The 19,472-nt window shown below is 62.0% G+C and carries 14 protein-coding genes; 7 read left to right on the top strand and 7 right to left on the bottom strand.

From position 1 onward, the window contains the following. Nucleotides 1-11 precede the first annotated feature (11 nt). The 3 genes from HDE75_RS09650 to HDE75_RS09640 are packed head-to-tail and all read right to left on the bottom strand — an operon-like array spanning nucleotide 12 to nucleotide 3,958. Nucleotides 12-2,819, bottom strand: a complete 2,808-nt coding sequence (locus tag HDE75_RS09650; RefSeq protein WP_183674456.1) for a M16 family metallopeptidase — start codon at nucleotides 2,817-2,819, stop codon at nucleotides 12-14. 18 nt (nucleotides 2,820-2,837) lie between these two features. Continuing rightward, nucleotides 2,838-3,230 (bottom strand): hypothetical protein, encoded by a 393-nt coding sequence (locus HDE75_RS09645; RefSeq protein WP_183674458.1) that lies wholly within the window; start codon nucleotides 3,228-3,230, stop codon nucleotides 2,838-2,840. Continuing rightward, the gene (locus HDE75_RS09640) at nucleotides 3,230-3,958 is read right to left on the bottom strand and encodes a P-loop NTPase family protein (protein ID WP_183674461.1); all 729 of its coding nucleotides are present in this window, start codon (nucleotides 3,956-3,958) and stop codon (nucleotides 3,230-3,232) included. The genes HDE75_RS09645 and HDE75_RS09640 overlap by 1 nt, the downstream gene beginning before the upstream one ends. A gap of 358 nt (nucleotides 3,959-4,316) precedes the next feature. Here HDE75_RS09640 and HDE75_RS09635 point away from each other — a divergent pair, with 358 nt between their 5' ends. Continuing rightward, nucleotides 4,317-6,080, top strand: coding sequence for a GGDEF domain-containing protein (locus tag HDE75_RS09635; protein ID WP_311735088.1), 1,764 nt, complete (start codon nucleotides 4,317-4,319; stop codon nucleotides 6,078-6,080). A 2-nt stretch (nucleotides 6,081-6,082) separates the two neighbouring features. Here the strand turns inward: HDE75_RS09635 and HDE75_RS09630 are convergent, their stop codons facing one another. Continuing rightward, nucleotides 6,083-6,565: a CinA family protein gene (locus HDE75_RS09630; protein WP_183674464.1), complete on the bottom strand. Its 483-nt coding sequence runs from the start codon at nucleotides 6,563-6,565 to the stop codon at nucleotides 6,083-6,085. 236 nt (nucleotides 6,566-6,801) lie between these two features. Between HDE75_RS09630 and HDE75_RS09625 the strand changes: the two genes are divergently transcribed. From HDE75_RS09625 to HDE75_RS09615, 3 genes are read left to right on the top strand one after another with little or no spacing between them, the layout of a single operon-like run. After that, nucleotides 6,802-7,419, top strand: coding sequence for a TOL_0243 family YfiR-like periplasmic protein (locus HDE75_RS09625; protein ID WP_183674467.1), 618 nt, complete (start codon nucleotides 6,802-6,804; stop codon nucleotides 7,417-7,419). Between the two features lie 2 nt (nucleotides 7,420-7,421). Then, complete coding sequence (locus HDE75_RS09620; protein ID WP_183674470.1) at nucleotides 7,422-9,461, top strand: sensor histidine kinase, YfiR-like protein-associated; 2,040 nt, start codon at nucleotides 7,422-7,424, stop codon at nucleotides 9,459-9,461. Beyond that, nucleotides 9,458-12,019 (top strand): EAL domain-containing protein, encoded by a 2,562-nt coding sequence (locus HDE75_RS09615; RefSeq protein ID WP_183674473.1) that lies wholly within the window; start codon nucleotides 9,458-9,460, stop codon nucleotides 12,017-12,019. Before HDE75_RS09620 ends, HDE75_RS09615 begins: the two co-directional genes overlap by 4 nt. Before the next feature lie 6 nt (nucleotides 12,020-12,025). Here HDE75_RS09615 and thiL read toward each other — a convergent pair whose 3' ends face one another. Then, on the bottom strand, nucleotides 12,026-13,006 hold the full coding sequence (gene thiL / locus HDE75_RS09610) for a thiamine-phosphate kinase (RefSeq protein ID WP_183674476.1): 981 nt from the start codon (nucleotides 13,004-13,006) through the stop codon (nucleotides 12,026-12,028). 87 nt (nucleotides 13,007-13,093) lie between these two features. Between thiL and HDE75_RS09605 the strand changes: the two genes are divergently transcribed. Next, on the top strand, nucleotides 13,094-13,687 hold the full coding sequence (locus HDE75_RS09605; RefSeq protein ID WP_183674480.1) for a hypothetical protein: 594 nt from the start codon (nucleotides 13,094-13,096) through the stop codon (nucleotides 13,685-13,687). On the opposite strand, the gene HDE75_RS09600 is transcribed toward HDE75_RS09605, so the two are convergent. Then, nucleotides 13,684-14,202 (bottom strand): MarR family winged helix-turn-helix transcriptional regulator, encoded by a 519-nt coding sequence (locus HDE75_RS09600; RefSeq protein WP_183674482.1) that lies wholly within the window; start codon nucleotides 14,200-14,202, stop codon nucleotides 13,684-13,686. The genes HDE75_RS09605 and HDE75_RS09600 overlap by 4 nt on opposite strands. 118 nt (nucleotides 14,203-14,320) lie before the next feature. Between HDE75_RS09600 and HDE75_RS09595 the strand changes: the two genes are divergently transcribed. Both HDE75_RS09595 and HDE75_RS09590 read left to right on the top strand, forming a co-directional pair. After that, entirely contained in the window at nucleotides 14,321-15,517 is a 1,197-nt protein-coding gene (locus HDE75_RS09595; protein ID WP_183674485.1) for an MFS transporter, read from the top strand. 205 nt (nucleotides 15,518-15,722) lie between these two features. After that, nucleotides 15,723-18,041 carry an NADP-dependent malic enzyme gene (locus tag HDE75_RS09590; protein ID WP_260322671.1) on the top strand — a complete coding sequence of 773 codons (2,319 nt, stop codon included), beginning with the start codon at nucleotides 15,723-15,725 and terminating at the stop codon, nucleotides 18,039-18,041. 251 nt (nucleotides 18,042-18,292) lie between these two features. Here the strand turns inward: HDE75_RS09590 and HDE75_RS09585 are convergent, their stop codons facing one another. Beyond that, nucleotides 18,293-19,327, bottom strand: coding sequence for a response regulator (locus HDE75_RS09585; protein ID WP_183674488.1), 1,035 nt, complete (start codon nucleotides 19,325-19,327; stop codon nucleotides 18,293-18,295). Between the last annotated feature and the right edge of the window lie 145 nt (nucleotides 19,328-19,472).

Genomic DNA, 19,472 nt, shown 5'->3' with positions numbered 1-19,472 from the left:
GACCCCAGCATTTACTTCACGTTACCTTCCGTATCGCGCACTTCCACCGGCGCCAGTTTCAGCTTGGACAGTTGCGGTTCGATTTTCGCCTTGTCGCCCACGCCGATGACGATCAGCTTTTCAGGCTGCAGATATTTCTTGACCACCTCTTGCACCTGCTTGCCCGTCACGCTGGAAAAGCGCTGCGGCAAGCTGCTGTAGTAGTCCAGGCCCAGGCCGTAGATATAGGTGTTGGCCATGCTGGCGCTGATGCTGGCATTCGTTTCGAACTGGCCCGGCAGGGACAGTACTTGCGAATTGCGCGCATTCGACAACTCCTTGGCCGTCAACGGTTTGGCGATCATGGCGCGGATTTCCTTGAACGTTTCCGATACGGCCGGGCCCGTCACGTCGGTACGCACGCCGGCCGCGATCGAGAATGGACCTGGCTGGCTGCGGTACTGGAATTGCGAGCGCACGCCGTAGGTATAGCCCTTTTCTTCGCGCAAGTTGTTGCTCAGGCGGCTGGTAAACAAGCCGCCCAGCGCCGCGTTCATCACTTGCAGCGGAGCATAGTCAGGCGTCTTGCGGTCGACCGCAATCGTCGACAGGCGCACGGCCGTTTGCGGCGCGCCCGGCTTGTCGACCAGAATCAGCCTGGCCTTGGTGGTTTCCGGCGTGGCGTGCACCGAGGGCGCCACCGTACCGGCTTCCCAGGCGCCAAATTTCGCTTCCGCCAGCGCCTTCAGTTCCGCCTCGCTGATATCGCCCGAGACGATCAGCGCCGCATTGTTCGGCACATAGTGCTGTTGCCAGAACGCTTGCAGGTCGGCGCGGGTGGTGGCTTTCAGCGCCGCTTCCGTGCCCAGCTGGATATTGCCGTACGGATGTTTCGGACCATACAGGGCGGCCGCTTCCACGCGGGCGGCCACGGCGCCGGCGTTTTCGCGCTGCTGCGCCAGTTCGCCGATGCGGCTGGCGCGCTGGCGTTCGACTTCGGCTTGCGGGAATTGCGGGTGCTGCACCACGTCGGCCAGCAGGTCCAGCGCTTGCGGGAAGGTCGCTTTCAAGGAGGTCAGCTGGGCGAACGAGGCATCCACGCCGGAACCGGTGCCCAGGAAGGCACCCAGTTGCGCCACTTCATCGGCGATCTGCGGCGCAGTGCGCGTGGCCGTGCCTTCCTGCAGCAACTGCGCCGTGAAGCTGGACAAGCCCGGCTGGGCCAGCGGATTGGCGCCCGAGCCGCTCTTGATCACCAACTGGGTCGATACCAGCGGCACGCCCGGATTGCTGTTGTAGATCACGGTCAAGCCATTGGCCAGGGTGAACGACTTGCCTTGCGGCAAATGGATGGCCGGTGCGGGGCCGGCTGCCGGCACCTTGTTGCGCCAGGCTTCATCGGCATTGATCGCCGTGCCCGGTGCAGACTTGACCTTGCCTGGCGCCGGCGTTGGCACTTCCGGTCCCAGGTCCGGCGTGCCGGGTACGCCATACACCACCACGCGCGCCTGGTTTTTCAGGTAGGTGTCGACGGCGCGCTGTACGCCGGCGGCCGTCACCTTGCGGTAGCGCTCGATATCTTTCGCCAGGTAGCCAGGGTCGCCCGTGTATTGGTTGTACTGGTTCATCATATTGGCATTGCTGCCGACTTTTTCTACCTGGCCCAGCATGCCCGTTTCGATGCCGTTGCGGGCCCGCTCGATTTCTTTCTCGGTAGGGCCGCTGGTCCGCAATTGCTCCAGCTCGGCATTCATCGCTTGTTCGATTTCTTCCGGCTTGTGGCCGGGGCGGGCCGTCACGTCGACCGAAAACACGGAAGTCAGGGCATTCGAACTCTGGTTGGCATTCACGTCCTGGGCGATCTGCTTGTCGTACACCAGCGATTTGTACAGGCGGCTGGACTTGCCGCCGGCCAGGATTTGCGCGGCAATCGTCAACTCTGCATCGTCAGGCTGGTAGGCCGATGGCGTCAGCCAGGCCATGAAGACGCGTGGCAATTCCACATGGTCTTGCACCACGATGCGGCGTTCCTGCGTGATGGGCGGCGTCACCACATTCGGTTTTGCCACTGGCGGGCCGCTCTTGAAGCTGCCAAAGTATTTGTTGACCAGTTCCTTGGTTTTCGCCTTGTCGATGTCGCCGGCGATCACCAGGCTGGCATTGTTGGGGCCATAGTATTTGGTGAAGAATTCGCGGATATCGGCCAGTTTGGCGTTCTGGATATCGGCGTGCGAGCCGATCACGCTGGCGTAATACGGGTGGGTCTTGGGAAACAGCTGGTGGTACAAGGCTTCTTCGACGATGCCGTAAGGGCGGTTTTCCACGCTCTGGCGGCGTTCGTTGCGCACCACGTCTTGCTGGTTGGTCAGCGCCGTCTGGTCGAGCACGTCGAGCAGGTAGCCCATGCGGTCGGAATGGGCCCACAGGGCCAGTTCCAGCTGGTTAGACGGCACCGTGTCGAAATAATTGGTGCGGTCGAAATCGGTGCTGCCATTCGAATCGGTGGCGCCCGCGCCTTCGAGCAACTGGTCGGCCAGGCCGCGCGGCACGTGCTTGGTAGCGGCAAACATCATGTGTTCGAACAAATGGGCAAAACCGGTCAGGCCAGGCGCTTCATTGGCCGGTCCCACGTGGTACCAGATATTGACGGCGGTCACCGGCAACTTGTGGTCTTGCACCAGGATCACTTCCAGGCCATTGGGCAGGTTGTATTTTTCGTAAGCAATATTCGGCACCACGGTGGCGGATGCTGCCGCGTCGGCGGCGTAGCTGAGCGAGAGCGGGGCGCCGTACAGCGACAGGATCAGGGCGGGAATGGCCAGCAGTTTCATCGATTTCATGCGTGCTTCCAGGTGGGGTTAGGAGGAGGTATTTTTTACTTGTGTTGCCGGCGATGCGGGGGAAGGCTGGTACAGCATAGCTGCGCCGCACAGCACCAGCAGCGAGCAGCTGATGGCAACGATGGCCGCTGCACCCAGCAAGCGCCATTCGCGCGGCGTGAACCAGGCCGTGGACGTTGACGTGGGCGTGGCGGCTGGCGCTGGTCCGTCTATCAGCGGCGGCAAGCCGCCCGCCGCGCGCGCCTGCGCCGCCAGCGCTTGCGTGGCCGCATCAAGCTGGGCCAGCTGGCGTGTGACGGTTTCGGCCAGCACGGCTTCGTTCAGCGCTACCAGCGCAAATATCGGGTCGTCAACGTCGATCTTGATGCCCGTCTTGTCGAACACATGGCTGCGCAGTTTATGCTGGTCCACTACCATTGCACCTTGTCGAGTTGTTCAAAGATGTCGCGGTAAACGACCTTGATGCGCTGTTTTTCCATGATGTTGAATTTCTCATTCGACAGCACTTCCTGCATCGTCAGGCGCGCCGTATTCATTTTTTTCACATCGGCGCCGAAGGTGTCGGGATTGCGCTGACTCAAGGTAATACTGCCTTTGACGCGCGCGCGGTTGTCGGCATACGACTGCGATTCCATGAATTGCTTGCCCGACGCCGATTGCAGCAGGCCGAAGTGTTCGTTTTGCCATAGCACCAGCGGCACATTGGTGGAGCGGGCCGTGGCGACAAAGCCGGTGGCCGTGTCGTGCAGGGTGTCGCCGCCGCCCACGATGGTGTGGATATACACCTTGCGGCCCGATTCTTCCAGCAGCGAAAAGCAATCGTTTTCCAGCAGGTAGCCCATCAGCGGTGAAAAGGTATTGGCGCCATTGTCGACCACGCAGTTGCCGTCTTCTTCCAGGATATCGATCATCAGCGCGTCAAAACGTTTCGGGTCGATATTGCGCGTATCGGTCATCACCGGCACATGCTTGACGTTCATTGCCTTGTAGCGCGAAAAGGTGGCGTTCTCCTGGTCGGTGTCGTAGCAGCGCAGGGGCGCGCCATCCTTGCCGCCTATCCATTGCGCCAGCAGCGTCGAGACCAGCGTCTTGCCGATGCCGCCTTTGCCCTGCAGGATGAAATGTACCGTGTTTTGCATTGCGACTACTCCAAGTTGTTGCGTCAAATTTACGTGCCAGCAGTGCCGTCCCTGTCATGTCCGCACACGGCTGGCCGCATCAGACGTAATGCTGGCAGGCAAGGTGAAGAGAAAAAGCGAGGGGACATGAATAGGGACAGGCGGGCGGCTGGCGATTGTTGAGAATAAGTCTTTTTTATCTGTTAGGCAACCGCAGCGATGATGGCTGCACTACCACTTGTGTTCGCTGTGACGTGCATTTTTACCACAATGATTTGCAAAGTTGCCATGGATGCCAGTGAATCTGGTTATGATGTTAGTGAGGATACCATTGTTGCAGGGCAATTTTTTGCGTGACCAGCATGTGAACGGGGATGCAGTGCCGATATCCAGTCTCGATAAAGCCGATATAGACCGCTTGAATTTGCAGGGATTGTCTTGCCTGGTCGGTAATCGCCGCCAGGCGCGGCGGCTGGTGCAGATGGCGCTGGCTGCCGCGCGCCAGCGGCAGTATGCGCGCGGCAGCGCTTACGCCGAACTCAACCGCTGCTGGCTGGCGTACTACGCAGGCGAAGCAGAGCCGCCGTGCGATATGGCGCAAACGCATTTTTTGCAGTGCGGCGACCTGGAAGGCGCCATGGGTGTGGCCACCTTGCAAGGCGCGTATGCCAGCCGGCGCGGCGAGTTTGCCATCGCCGAACAGCATTTCCTGCTGGCGCGCGAGCTGGCCGCGCAGATTCCCGATTCCCTGCATAAATTCATGCTGTATGGCCGGCTTGGTGTCGATGCGCTGAACCGTGGCGATACGCAGGAAGGGCCGCGCAACTTCCTGCTGGCGCTCGATATTGCCGAACGCTTTGGCACATCCGCCCACCGCGTCAACAGCCTGTCGAACCTGGCCTCGTCGCAGCATGACCTGGGCAATGATGAAGACGCCATTCCCCTGCTGGTTGAAGCGCTCGACATCATCGGCACGCAAAAGCTGAAATACCAGCAAACCATCGTCTCGGCCAACCTGGCCATGTGCCTGCTCACCACCGGCAAGCCGGCCGAAGCGCTGGCGCTGGTCGAACCGTTTTATGAGTGGCCCGAAGAAGACCTGGCCATCCGCGCTTTTCTATTTTGCATCGCGGCCCATGCCACCATCCTGCTGCAGCGGCCAGAACAGGCCCAGCAATTGCTGCTGCGCGCCGAAGACTATGCGCGCCAGGGCCAGGACCTGGAAGAGCAGATGCATGCCTGGCTGGTGCGCGGCAAGCTCGACCTGCAGGGCGGCGAGCCGGCGCGCGCGATCGTTTCGCTGACGCAGGCGCACGACTTGCTGAGCTGGACGCGCAACCCGTTTCACCAGCAGCAGATCTTGCGGGGACTGGCCGATATCAATGCCCGCCTGGGGCAGTGGCAGCTGGCATATGGTTTTCTGCAGCAATACCAGGCCGCGTACGAGGCCAGCAGCAAGTCGGCGCGCGCTTCGCGCATATTGATGCGCAATCTGGAAAAGGAAATGTCCAGCCTGAAGGCCGAGCGCGACACGGCGCTGGAACTGCAGGCTGCGCGCGAATCGGAAAATGCCAAGCTGGAACATCTGAACCGCGAGCTGGCGCACCAGATCCTGCATGTCAGTGCGCTGCAAGACAGCCTGAAGGAACAGGCCATGCGCGATCACCTGACGGGCTTGTACAACCGCCGCTACTTTGAAAACAGCCTGAACGCTATCCTGCAGGAGGCGGGGGCACAGGTGCCGCTGGCCATCGTGCTGATCGACCTCGATTTCTTCAAGCGCGTCAACGATACCTATGGACATAACTTCGGCGATGAAGTGCTGATCCAGTTTGCGCGCCTGGTGGAAAGCCAGTTGCGCGGCAGCGACATGCTGTGCCGCTATGGCGGTGAAGAGTTCTGCTTGCTGCTGCGCGACGCCGACAGCGTGATCGCCTCGCACAAGGTCGATGCGATCGCCGCGCTGTACCGCCGGCTGCAGATACGGCAGGCGCCGCACAGTCTGTCTGGCTGTACCTTTTCAGCGGGCATTGCCGAATATCCGCGCCACGGCTTTGACCGCCATGCCTTGCTGACGCGCGCCGACAGCGCCCTGTATGCGGCCAAGCTGGCCGGCCGCGACCGGGCACTGGCCGCGCAATAAACCTACTTGATAAACCGTAGCAAACCTTGCAGCGCATGGGCGATAGCCTGTTCGCGCACGGCCTGGCGGTCGCCGGCAAACACCAGCCGCTCCGTATGGACGATGGCGCCATGGGCCCAGCCGAAACATACGGTGCCGACCGGCTTGCCCGGTACGGCGCCACCGGGGCCGGCGATACCGGTGGTGGACACGGCCACCTGGGTGTCGCTATTGGCCAGCGCGCCTTCGGCCATGGCGGCGGCGACCTCTTCGCTGACGGCGCCCACCTCGGCGATCAGGGCGGCCGGCACATTCAGCAAGTCTGTCTTGGCGGCATTGCTATAGGTAACGAAGCCGCGTTCGAACCAGGCGGACGAGCCGGCGATGTCCGTGACGGCTTGCGCCACGCCGCCGCCCGTGCACGATTCAGCTGTTGCCAGCAGCCATCCTTTTGCCTGCAAGGCCAGTCCCACCTGGCTGGACAGGCTGAAGATATCGTTGTGCATGCGTTGCTCCTGAAGCGGGGAAAGATGGAGCAAGACTGTATCACGGCTCTCCCACCCTGCTTGCGCGCGGTACAAGAAACTTTCCCCGCTAACAGCGAAAATGCGTACACTCTTTTATGCATTTGACAGTAAACCCTGACCGGCCGGCTGTGGTGTCGCAAGCTGGCCGGCATCGCCCCATCTGGCCGTTCGCTGGCTTGCCCTGGGCCTCTAACGTAGGATTTGATGCGTTTGTCATGGCACTTCTGAACTGCACCTGCCGGCAATTGTCTGATCATATGAAAGGCAGGGTGCGCCTGCACATCTGCATACCCATGCGGCTGTGCTGCTTATTTTTTCTGCTGGTCATGGCGTGTGCCGTGGCGCGGGCACAGGCGCCGTCGCTGCAGGAGCGCCAGGTCAAGGCTGACTATCTGTACAAGTTTGCCAGTTTTGTCGAGTGGCCCGATGGCAGTTTCGCGCGGCCCGACAGTCCGCTGCTGATCGGCGTGGCCGGCGACACCGCGCTGGCCGAGCAGCTGGAAACCAGCGTGGCCGGGCATAGCGTGAACGGGCGTGTAGTACAAGTAAAAAAAGTCCGCCGCGGCGAGCCGCTGACGGGTCTGCATGTGCTGTACCTGGGAGGGCTGGACAAGGCGCTGGCACAAGAGATGCTGGCCGCCAGCCGCGGCCTGGCGCTGTTGACGGTGTCCGATTCGGATGAGGTCCATGCGATGGGCAGCATGATCAATTTTGTGGTGACGGACGACCGGGTACGCTTCGACGTGGCCCTGAAACCGGTGGGGCAGGCGCATATCCGCATCAGCGCGCGCATGCTGCTGACCGCCTACCGCGTACAGACGGGGGGCGCCTGAGCATGCTGCGCCTGCGCTCCATCCGCCACAAGCTGATGTCGGTGGTCTTGCTGACCACCCTGGTGGCGCTCGTCATATCGCTGGGCACCATCGTCATCTTCGATTTGCGCGCCTACCACCGCAACTTGCTGGCCGACATCAGCACCCAGGCCGAACTGCTGGGGCATATGAGTTCGGCCGCGCTGGCCTTCGACGACCAGCGCCTGGCGCTGGAGAACCTGAACCTGATGCGCATTCGTCCACGCGTGACAGCCGGCGCCCTGTACCGTGCCGACGGCAGCCTGTTTGCCAGCTACCAGGCCAATAACCGCACTGCAGCGTTGCCGGCACGGGCCGGCATCGAAGGGGAACGGATCGATGCCAATTCGGTCGAACTGTTCAGGTCTATCGTCGACAATGGCGAATTGCTGGGTACTGTTTACCTGCGCGCCGATTACGAACTGGCCGGCCGCACGGCCGACTACCTGGCCATCGCGCTGGGCGTGACGGTGCTGGCGCTGCTGGTGGCCTTGCTGCTGCTGCGCCGCCTCGATTACATGATTACCCAGCCCATCCTCGATATCGCCGACGTGGCCCGGGAAGTGATCGAGACGCGCGACTATTCGCGCCGCGCGCGCAAGCTCAGTTCGGACGAGGTGGCGCAATTGGTCGATTCATTCAATAAAATGCTGGCCGAAATCGAACTGCGCACGCATGCGCTGGAAAGTTCGAACGTGGAACTGGCGCGCGAAGCTGGGCAACGCGCCCAGGCGCAGCAGGAAATCATGCGCCTGAACCAGCAGCTGGAAGTGCGCGTGCATGAGCGCACGATGCAGCTCGAACTGACCAATGGCGAGCTGGCGATGGCGATGGAGGAGGCGCGCAGCGCCAATTATGCCAAGTCGGCTTTCCTTTCATCGATGAGCCATGAATTGCGCACGCCGCTCAACGCTATCCTCGGCTTTGCGCAAATCCTCAGTTCCGACCGCCTGCCTTCGACCCTGGCGCAAAAGAAGGAATTCGCCGGGCATATCCTCAAGTCTGGCCGCCATCTGCTGACCCTGATCAATGAAATCCTCGATCTGGCCAAGGTGGAATCGGGTACCGTCACCCTGTCGCTGGAACCGGTAGCCCTGCATGCCATCCTCGATGAATGCCGCGACATGATCGCGCCGCTGGCTAGCCAGCGCGGCATCGCCATGACGTTTCCCGATGCGAGTCCGCTGACGGTGCTGGCCGACCGCACGCGACTCAAGCAGATATTGCTGAACCTGCTGTCGAATGCACTCAAGTACAACCGCGAGCATGGCCGCGTGTCCGTCGATTGTGAATGGGATGGCGAGGGGCAGGCCGGTGGACGGGTGCGCATCAGCGTGCACGATACGGGCAGCGGCCTCACTGACGAGCAATTGGCGCAGCTGTTCCAGCCATTTAACCGCCTGGGCCAGGAGGGCGGCACGGAAGAGGGTAGCGGCATCGGCCTGGTAGTGACCAAGCGGCTGGTGGATTTGATGGATGGCAGCATCGGCGTGACGAGCGAGCCGGGCGAGGGCAGCACCTTCTGGATCGAACTGCGCGCCGTCGATGCCCTGCCCGGGCCGTCGTCATCGAGCGTGCCGCCGGACCTGGCTGGCGCGCTGTTTGACAACAGCGGTCCTGTGACGGTGCTGTACGTGGAAGACAATCCCGCCAACCTGGCACTGATCGAGGAAATCATCGGCTATTGTCCGCGCCTGCGGCTGCTGACGGCGCGAGACGGACGCCAGGGTGTGGAAATGGCGCGCACGCATATGCCGCAACTGATACTTATGGATATCAACCTGCCCGATGTGAGCGGCACCGAGGCGCTGCAGCTGCTGCGCGACGATGACCGTACGGCGCATATTCCGGTGATTGCGCTGACGGCCAACGCCATGCCCGGCGAAGTGGAACGCAGCATGGCGCTGGGCTTTTACCGCTACCTGACCAAGCCGATCAATCTGGAGGAATTCAGCGAGACGATCAATAGCGCGCTCGCTTATGTGGCCCGCCAGCGCCAGCAGAAAGGCGGGCGTGCGCCATGATCAGCCAGGCCGACCTCTATGGCGCAAAAATCCTCGTCGTCGACGACCAGGAAGTGAACCTGCGCCTGCTCGAACACTTGCTCGAAAGCGGCGGCTATACCTCGGTCACCAGCACGCTGGACCCGCGCGCCGTGGCCGGGCTGCACCAGCACCATCAGTATGACTTGATCATCCTCGACCTGGTGATGCCGGGCATGAGCGGCTACGAAGTCATGGATGCGCTGCGCCCGTTCGAGCGGGAAGGCTATCTGCCAGTGCTGGTGATCGCCGCCGATCCCGACGCCAAGCTGGCCGCGCTGGAGGCCGGTGCGCGCGATTTTCTCAGCAAGCCCTTTGATGCCGTGGAAGTGCTTACGCGCATCCGCAATATGCTCGAAGTGCGGCTGCTGCACCGCAGCGCGCGCCATTACAACGGGCTGCTCGAACGCACCGTGGCCCAGCGTACGGCGCAGTTGCAGCGCTTCCGCGGCGCCATGGACGCCACCAGCGACGCCATCTTCCTGATCGATGTGATGGGCATGGCGCTGGTCGACGTCAACGATGGCGCTTGCCGCCTGCTGGGCCATACGCGCGCCGAGCTGTTGTCGCTGTCGCCAGGCGAGCTGCTGCCCAGACCGCCGCCGGCGCCGCTTGATGGCCTGTTGCACCTGGCGCCCGAGCTGATCGAGTGCGAATTGCTACGGCGTGACCTGAGCATGGTGCCCGTGGAGCTGGGCTGGCACTGGCATGCGCAGGCACCGGTGGAGGCGGGTTTCGACGGTCCGCGCAGCCTGCTGCTGATCGCCGTGGCGCGCGATATCAGCGAGCGGCGGCAAACGCAGGAACGGCTCAAGCAACTGGCGCACTACGACAGCCTGACGGGGCTGCCGAACCGGGGCCTGTTTTACCAGACCTTGCGCCAGGCGCTCGAGCTGGCGCAGGAAAAAGCCTGGCGCATCGTGGTACTGTTCATCGCGCTTGACCGCTTCAAGAGCATCAACGACACCCTGGGCGCGGCGCTTGGCGACGAATTGCTGCGTCAGTTCAGCAACCGCCTGGTCGGATGCGTGCGCCTGCGCGATACGGTGGGGCGGCTGGGTAATGACGAGTTTGCGCTGATCCTGACGATGAGCCGCAACCAGCAGGAAGCGGTAATGGTAGCCAACCAGGTGCGCGAAGCATTGCGCGCGCCATTTGACTTGCACGGCCACCCGGCTACTTTGACGGCCAGTATCGGCATCGCCATATATCCCGACGACGCCACTGACCCGGAAACGCTGATCAAGTACGCCAATACGGCGATGGGCGGCGCCAAGCAGGCGGGGCGCGATGGCTACCGCTTCTTCACGGCCGGCATGAATGTGCAGGTGCTGGCGCGGCTGGACCTGGAACTGGCTTTGCGCCATGCACTGGAACACCAGCAATTCATCCTGTACTACCAGCCCAAGGTGGACTTGCGCACGGGCCGCATCAGCGGTGTGGAAGCGCTGCTGCGCTGGCGGCGCCCCGGTTATGGCCTGGTCGCGCCCGCTGAATTCGTGCCGGTGCTGGAAGACACCGGCCTGATCGTGCGCGTGGGCGCCTGGGTGATCCAGGCGGCCTGCCGCCAGATAGCGCAATGGCGCGATAGCGAGGTGGGCCCTGTGCACGTGGCGGTGAATGTGTCGAGCCGCCAGTTTGCCGAAGGCGACCTGGAAGGCGAGGTGACGCGCGCGCTGGCGCTGCACCAGGTGCCGGCCGAGCTGCTGGAACTCGAATTGACGGAAACGGCGCTGATGTCGAATGCCGAGCGCACCATCGTCGTGCTGGGCAAACTGAAAAAAATCGGCGTGAAGGTGACCATCGACGATTTCGGCACCGGCTATTCCAGTCTGGCCTATCTGCAGCGCTTCCCGATCGACAAGCTGAAGATCGACATCGCCTTCGTGCGCAATATCACCAATAATCCGAACGATGCGGCCATCGCGCTGGCCATCATCAGCATGGCGCACAGCCTGAAACTGAGCGTGGTGGCCGAGGGTGTGGAGTCACGCCCGCAACTGGAATACCTGCGGCGCAACCGCTGCGATGAAATCCAGGGTTTTTATTTCAGCCGCGCCCTGCCCGCGCTGGAACTGGGGCAGATGATCGCCGCCGGCGCTGGCCTGGCGCTCGGCCATGATCCGGCCGCACAAGCGGCGCAAACCTTGCTGATCGTCGATGACGACGTCAACGTGCTGTCATCTTTGCACCGGCTGTTCCGACCCGACGGCTACCAGATCCTGACTGCGAGCACGCCATCGGAAGGTTTTGAAATGCTGGCGCTGCACCGCGTGCACGTGATCGTCTGCGACCAGCGCATGCCCAGCATGAGCGGCACCGAGTTTCTCAGCAAGGTCAAGGAGCTGTACCCGGAAACCATCCGCATCATCCTGTCCGGCTATACGGGCCTCGAAGCGGTACTCGATTCGATCAACCGGGGCGCCATCTACCGTTTTTATACCAAACCCTGGGACGACACCGAACTGCGCGACAACATCCGCCTGGCCTTCCAGCATTACTGGATGGTCAACCCGCCCGGGCTGGCGCGGGTGCGCTAGTCCAGTCTATCCACTGAAATGGTCGAAAGAGGCGAGCTGCAAATCGAGCGGCAAGCCGGCTGCATCGACCAGGCGCAAGCCTGCTTCTGTGTCGATGCGGCCCACGCGCGTGACGGTCGTGCCGCAGCTGATCGCCAGCGCGGCGATGGCGTCGCGCGAGGCAGCGGGGGCGGTGAAGCACAGTTCGTAATCGTCGCCGCCGGCGGCCGTGTAGCGGCGGCGCAGCGCCTTGTCTTGCCGGGCCAGCACGGGGCCGGCCGGCAGTGCGTCGACATCGAGCGTGGCGCCCACTTGCGAGGCTTTCAGGATGTGGCCTAAATCTCCCACCAGGCCATCGGAGATATCGATGGCGGCGTGGACGATGCCCGCTTCGGCCAGCGCGCAGCCCAGGGCCACGCGCGGCGTGGGCGTATGCATACGCGCCGCCGCTGTCAGCAGGTCGGCTGGCGGCAAGTTCTGCTCCATGCGGTAGCCGGCCAGCGCCAGGCGCGCATCGCCCAGGGTGCCGCTGATCCAGATATCGTCACCCGCTCGGGCCGCGCTGCGGCGCAATGCCTGGCCAGGCGCCAGTTCGCCAAACACGGTGATGCAGATATTTAACGGTCCCTTGGTGGTGTCGCCACCGATCAATTCGCAGCCGTGTTCGTCGGCCAGTGCGAACAAGCCTTCGGCAAAACCGGCCAGCCAGTGGCGGTCGGCCTGCGGTAGCGACAAGGCCAGGGTAAAAGCGACCGGGCGCGCGCCCATGGCGGCCAGGTCCGATAAATTGACGGCCAGGCTTTTATGTCCGAGCATGCGCGCATCGGCGCCGGCAAAAAAATGCCGGTCTTCGACCAGCATGTCCGACGAAATGGCGATCTGCCTGCCCGTCGTGGGCGTGAGCAGCGCACAATCGTCGCCGATGCCGAGGGTGGCGCGGCCAGGCCGCTGGCGCACAAAATATTGTTTGATCAGGTCGAATTCGGAAAGCGCGTCTTGAGGGGCCATGGCGAGTGTGTTGGTTGGGTGGGGTGTGGCCCGGCTATTATAGGCTGGCCTACAATGGGCGCCTTTGCCACCGTTGCTGATTTTAATATGTCCACCCGCGATCTCTATGCCGTACTGCAAGCGTATCTTGACGATGGCTGGCTGCGCGACCCGCAGACCGTCGGCCTGGATTCGTTCGGCGCGCCGGCACTGCTGGCGTGCGGCTTTGATGAGCTGTGCGACGGCGGGCAGCTGTGCCTGTACGAGGATGCATGCCTGTTCCATGATGGCCGCCACAGCGTGCAGGCGTCGTTCAAGGTGTATCTGCAACAGGGACGACTGCTGGCGAATGGACTGGAACTGGGCTATCAACTCCGCCTGGCATCGTTCCTGCGCGCCGCGCGGCGCCCGTTGCCGCCGTATCGATTGCTGCTGGAGCCGGGCGCGCGCAGCGGCGCGCTGGTGTTCGAGAATGCCCTGGTGCTGCAGTTTGCCGCCAACTTGCGCGGCGCGCCCCGCCACTATTTCCTCACACTGGTCGAGGGGCATCTGCCCGATCCTGCCGGGAGCGGCATCGATTTGCGCGCGGCCAGCGCCGGCCATGTGCAGGCGCTGTATGGCAGTCATGCGCCGGATGCCTTGACAACGCGGGCGCGGCGCGGCCATGCGGCGCTGCGTGAGCTGGCGCGCCTGCTTTCCTAACGCTTCGCCTGCGCCATTCCCTGCAGTAGTTTGGCCAGCAACTGGTCGAGCTGGCGCTGCTCGTCCGCGCTCAAGCACGCCAGCATGGTGCGTTCGTTGTCCACGTGCAGGCGCACCAGTTTTTCTATCAGTTCCAGTCCCTTGGCCGTCAAGGCCACCAGCACGCCGCGCCGGTCGCTCGGATGTTTTTGCCGCTCGATCAGGCCAGCCGTTTCCAGGCGGTCGATGCGGTTGGTCATGCCGCCCGAAGACAGCATGGCCGCTTCGTACAGGGCCGTCGGCATCAAGGCATACGGTGCGCCCGAGCGGCGAAGGGTGGCCAGCACATCGAACTCTCCCGGCTGCAAGCCATGCTCCGCAAACAGGGGATTGAGCCAGTCGCGCGCCATCAGGTGCGCCACTGTGCCCAGCTGGCCCACCAGCTGCATGGCGCCCGTATCCATGTCCGGCAATTCGCGCTGCCATTGTTCGGCGGCGTAGCGGGCGCGGTTGTGCTGCAGAGGCGTATCTGTCATTTTTGCATTTATCTTCACGTCAAGAGAGATTTTAATCTCTGTGTTAAGATACTTTCTATCGAGTTAATTTCGCGTAAAGCATTAAACCATGCGCCTCCAGGCGAGGCAAGGACTATCCATGAGCACTAATTCCTCATCTACAACGGTTGCTGCGTCAACACATACCACGTCGACAGCGCTGCTGGTGACTGCCATCATCTTGCTGGGCCTGAACCTGCGCCCCATTTTGGCCGCCATCGGCCCCTTGCTCGACAGCATACAAGCGGCGACCGGCATCAGCAGCGCCGACGCAGGCTTGCTGACCACCGTGCCCGTGTTTGCCATGGGGATTTGTGCGCTGCTGGGCGCCCAATTGCAAAAACGCCTGGGCGTGGTGCGCGGCATCGGCCTGGGCGTTACCATCATCGCCGTCGCTTGCGTGCTGCGCTGGCCGCTGCATGGCAGTGCCGGCCTGATCGCCACGGCGGCTTTGGGTGGCTTGGGTATCGCCCTGGTGCAAGCCTTGCTGCCTGCCTTTATCAAGCGCCATTTCCCCGGGCGGGCCGGCCAACTGATGGGGTTTTATACTACCGGCATCATGGGCGGCGCAGCGATTGCGGCCGCCAGCGCCTCGCCGCTGGCGCAAGCGCTGGGCTGGCAAGTGCTGCTGGCCTTGTGGGCGCTGCCGGCCGCAGCCGCTGCACTGCTGTGGCGCCGTGCCAGCGCCTCGCGGCGCGATGTGTCGACTGGCACGGGCGCCAGCTTGCCCGTGAAGGCGCCGCGCGCCTGGCTGCTGATGGTGTTTTTCGGTATCGGCACGGGCGCTTACACCCTGGTGCTGGCCTGGTTGCCACCGTTTTATACGGAACTGGGCTGGAGCGCGGCTGAAAGCGGCTTGCTGCTGGGCGGCCTGACCCTGATGGAAGTGCTGGCAGGCCTGGTCGTGTCGAGCATCATCAACCGTTTTCCCGACCGCCGCATCCTGCTGCTGACGGTGCTGTTGTCGGTGCTGGGCGGGCTGGCTTGTTTGATCCTGGCGCCCGCACAGCTGGCGATCCCTGCGATGGTCTTGCTTGGCATCGGCATCGGCGCGCTGTTCCCGCTGTCGCTGATCGTCAGCATGGACCATGTGGTTGACCCGGCCAGCGCCGGCGCCCTGCTCGGTTTCGTGCAGGGCGGTGGTTACATCATCGCCAGCGCCATGCCGTTTATCGCCGGCTTGATCCGCCAGCATTCGTCCAGCCTGGCGCAGGCGTGGATGGTGATGGCAGGTGGCGTGCTGATCCTGTTGCTGATCGCCTTGCGCTTCCGGCCTGGCGTCCGTCTTGCGGCATAGTGATGATTGTTTAAATTAATCGAATATTTAAATTTGATAGTTTTTAATGCCTTGTTCGTTGGCGTCCACAGGGAGGCTTACAATGTGGGGTTATACGTTTTCGTGATATCAGACTGTGGCTAGCGGAAAATACCTAGCTAATTGAAAGAATCGGTCTGATAAAATCGAAGACTACCCGATCGACCAAACAGGAAGGCAGCACAGCATGGATTCGTCATCTGACCAAAAAGAAGAATTGCGTCAACAATTGCGCCAGGCCGCACTCGAATATCACGAGTGCCCGCGCCCCGGCAAGATCAGCGTGACGCCCACCAAGCAACTGACCAACCAGCGCGATCTGGCGCTGGCGTACTCGCCAGGCGTGGCTGCGCCATGCGAAGAAATCGTTATCGATCCAGCCAATGCCTATAAATATACGGCGCGCGGCAACCTGGTGGCGGTGATCACCAACGGTACTGCAGTGTTGGGTTTGGGCAACATTGGCCCGCTGGCCGCCAAGCCGGTCATGGAAGGCAAGGGCGTACTGTTCAAGAAGTTCGCCGGCATCGATGTGTTCGACATCGAAATCAATGAATCGGATCCGGACAAGCTGGTCGACATCATCGCCGCGCTGGAACCGACCTTCGGCGGCGTGAACCTGGAAGACATCAAGGCCCCCGAGTGCTTCTATATCGAACGCCAGCTGCGCGACCGCATGAAGATTCCTGTCTTCCATGACGACCAGCACGGTACCGCCATTATCGTGGGCGCGGCCATCCTGAACGGCTTGAAAGCTGTCGGCAAGAAAATCGAGGACTGCAAACTGGTGGTCTCGGGCGCGGGCGCCGCAGCGCTGGCTTGCCTGGACCTGATCGTTGACTTGGGCTTCCCTTTGAGAAACATCTACGTCACCGACCTGGCTGGCGTAGTTTACAAGGGCCGCACGGAATTGATGGATCCGGACAAGGAACGTTTCGCACAAGATACGCCACTGCGTACCCTGGCCGAGATCATCCCGGACGCCGACATTTTCCTGGGCGTCTCCGCCGGCGGCGTGCTGAAGCAAGATATGGTGCGCAAGATGGCGCCCAATCCATTGATCCTGGCGCTGGCCAATCCGAATCCGGAAATCCTGCCGGAAGAAGTCAAGGCCGTGCGTAGCGACGCCATCATCGCCACCGGTCGTTCGGATTATCCGAACCAGGTCAACAACGTGCTGTGCTTCCCTTACATCTTCCGCGGCGCCCTCGATTGCGGCGCGACAACGATCACGCGCGAAATGGAAATCGCCGTGGTGCACGCGATCGCCGACCTGGCGCACGCCGAGCAGTCGGACATCGTAGCCACCACCTACGGCATCAGCAACCTGTCGTTCGGCCCTGAATACCTGATCCCGATGCCGTTCGATCCGCGTTTGCTGATCAAGATCGCACCAGCGGTCGCCAAGGCAGCGGAAGATTCCGGCGTGGCAACGCGTCCGATCAAGGATCTGCAAGCCTATGCAGACAGCCTGCAGCAATTCGTCTACCGCAGCGGCACCTTCATGAAGCCATTGTTCCTGATGGCAAAATCCACGCCGGCCGACCTGAAGCGCATCGTCTACGCCGAAGGCGAAGAAGAGCGCGTGCTGCGCGCCGTGCAAGTGGTGGTCGATGAGAAACTGGCGCGTCCTATCCTGGTGGGCCGTCCTGCCGTGCTGGAAGCACGCATCGCCAAATTCGGCCTGCGCCTGAAACATGGCGTCGATTTCGACGTCATCAATCCGGATTCCGACGAGCGCTATCGCGATTACTGGCACACGTATTACGACATGACCAGCCGCAAGGGCGTCACCGAAGAATACGCGAAGCTGGAAATGCGCCGCCGCCACACCCTGATCGGTTCGATGATGATCCACAAGGGCGACGCCGACGGCATGATCTGCGGCACCTTCGGCACCACCCAGCTGCACCTGAAATACATCGACCAGGTGCTGGGCAAGCGCGCCGGCAGCAATGTCTACGCCGCCATGAACGTGCTGGTCTTGCCTGAGCGCCAACTGGTGATGGTCGACACGCACGTCAATGAAAATCCGGACGCCGATCAATTGGCCGAGATCACCATCATGGCTGCCGAGGAAATGACCCGTTTCGGCCTGTCGCCACGCGCCGCCCTGCTGTCGCACTCGAACTTCGGTTCCAGCGACAGCGCCTCGGCGCAAAAGATGCGCGCTACCCTGGCTATCGTCAAGGAACGCGCACCGGAGCTGGAAATCGACGGCGAAATGCATGGCGATACTGCCCTGGACAGCAAGCTGCGTCAAAAAATGATGCCGAACTCGTCATTGAAAAACGATGCCAACCTGCTGGTCATGCCGAATATCGAGTCCGCCAACATCGCTTACAACCTGTTGAAGACGGCGGCTGGCAACGGCATCGCCGTGGGCCCGATCCTGCTGGGCTGCGCCAAGCCGGTTCACATCCTGACCCCATCGGCTACCGTGCGCCGTATCGTCAACATGACCGCGCTGTGCGTGGTGGACGCTGTTGCTCAACGTAAAGTGTAAAATGTAATCGTAGAGCAGCGGCTGCGGCCGCTGAACGATAAAAGCCGCCCCATCCGGAAGGAGGGCGGCTTTTTTTACATGGAGTGGATGGTTGATTGAGCACAATTTGATATCGATCAAATTTATTCTCCCCCTTAGGCGCTAAGCTAGTCGGGAACTCCTTGCTCTGCCCGTGGTCTTCATCGGCGTCAACCCCAGTGTTGACTCTCCTTTGTGTGACGCAACAACATGGACAGCGGTGGGAGTTCACTTCATTGCGGCCCTTCCAACGCCGTTTCCCCTTCCGCCCAGCGTGTCCTGATCGCATCGATCGCATGCCGCTCACTCATGAACAGATCGACCAGTTCTGCATCGAAGTGGCTGCCCTTCTGTTCCTGCAAATAAGCAAGCGCATCCGCCATCGGCCAGGCCCGCTTGTACGGGCGCCTGGAGGTCAGTGCGTCGAAGACGTCGGCGATGGCGACGATGCGGCCCGCCAGCGGAATATTGTCACCGGCCAAGCCGCGCGGATAGCCGCTGCCATCCCATTTTTCATGGTGGGTCAGGGCGATTTCGCGGGCCAGCGCCAGCATGCCGCCGGCCGGGTGTATCCCGATGATGTCGCCGCCGATCACTGCGTGGGCGCGCATGGTGTGCCATTCATCGTCATCGAGCTTGCCCTGTTTTTGCAGGATGCGATCGGGAATGCCGATCTTGCCCACGTCGTGCATGGGGGCAGCGTGCAGCAGGTCGTCCGCCTCGTCCTCGTGCATGCCGGCGGCTACGCCCAGCAGGCGCGCATAGTGGCTCATGCGTATCACGTGCAGCCCTGTTTCATTATCCTTGTATTCGGCCGCCAGCCCCAGGCGCTGGACGATTTGCAGCCGCGTTTGCTTTAATTCCTCGATGCGCACCAGCGACAGGTGGTTGGACACGCGGGCGCGCACGATGGCCGGGCTGAGCGGTTTGGTAATGTAGTCGACCGCGCCCGCTTCAAAGCCGCTCAATTCGTCGTCCAACTCTCCCTGCGCCGTCACGAAGATGACGGGAATGGCCGCTGTCAGCGGTTCGGCCTTCAGGCGGCGGCAAACGGCGTGGCCATTCATGCCTGGCATCATCACGTCGAGCAGGATCAGCGCGGGACGTTCCTCGCGCGCCAGTGCCAGCGCGCTTTCGCCATGCTTGGCGAATAGCAAGGTGTAATCGTCCTGCAATATCTGCCGCAGCAGCTGCAGATTGGACGGTTCGTCATCGACGGCCAGTATCACTGGCTTGATTTTCACTTGTGGGTAGCGATGCAAACGCATGAGGACTCCATATCAATGATCTCAGCAGAATGCCAGCAGATAGTGCTGGCCAGGCTGGCCGAGCTGGTGCCGGGCCGGATCGTCAGGAATACGGGATGCTGATGGAATGCGGGCTGCTCTCATGCCGGGAGCAGCCGCAATGAGG

It is taken from the genome of Janthinobacterium silvisoli (assembly GCF_014200725.1).
Taxonomy (GTDB): Bacteria; Pseudomonadota; Gammaproteobacteria; order Burkholderiales; family Burkholderiaceae_D; genus Janthinobacterium.
The sequence above is the reverse complement of the archived record's forward strand: the minus strand, read 5'-3'. Positions and strand labels throughout refer to the sequence as shown.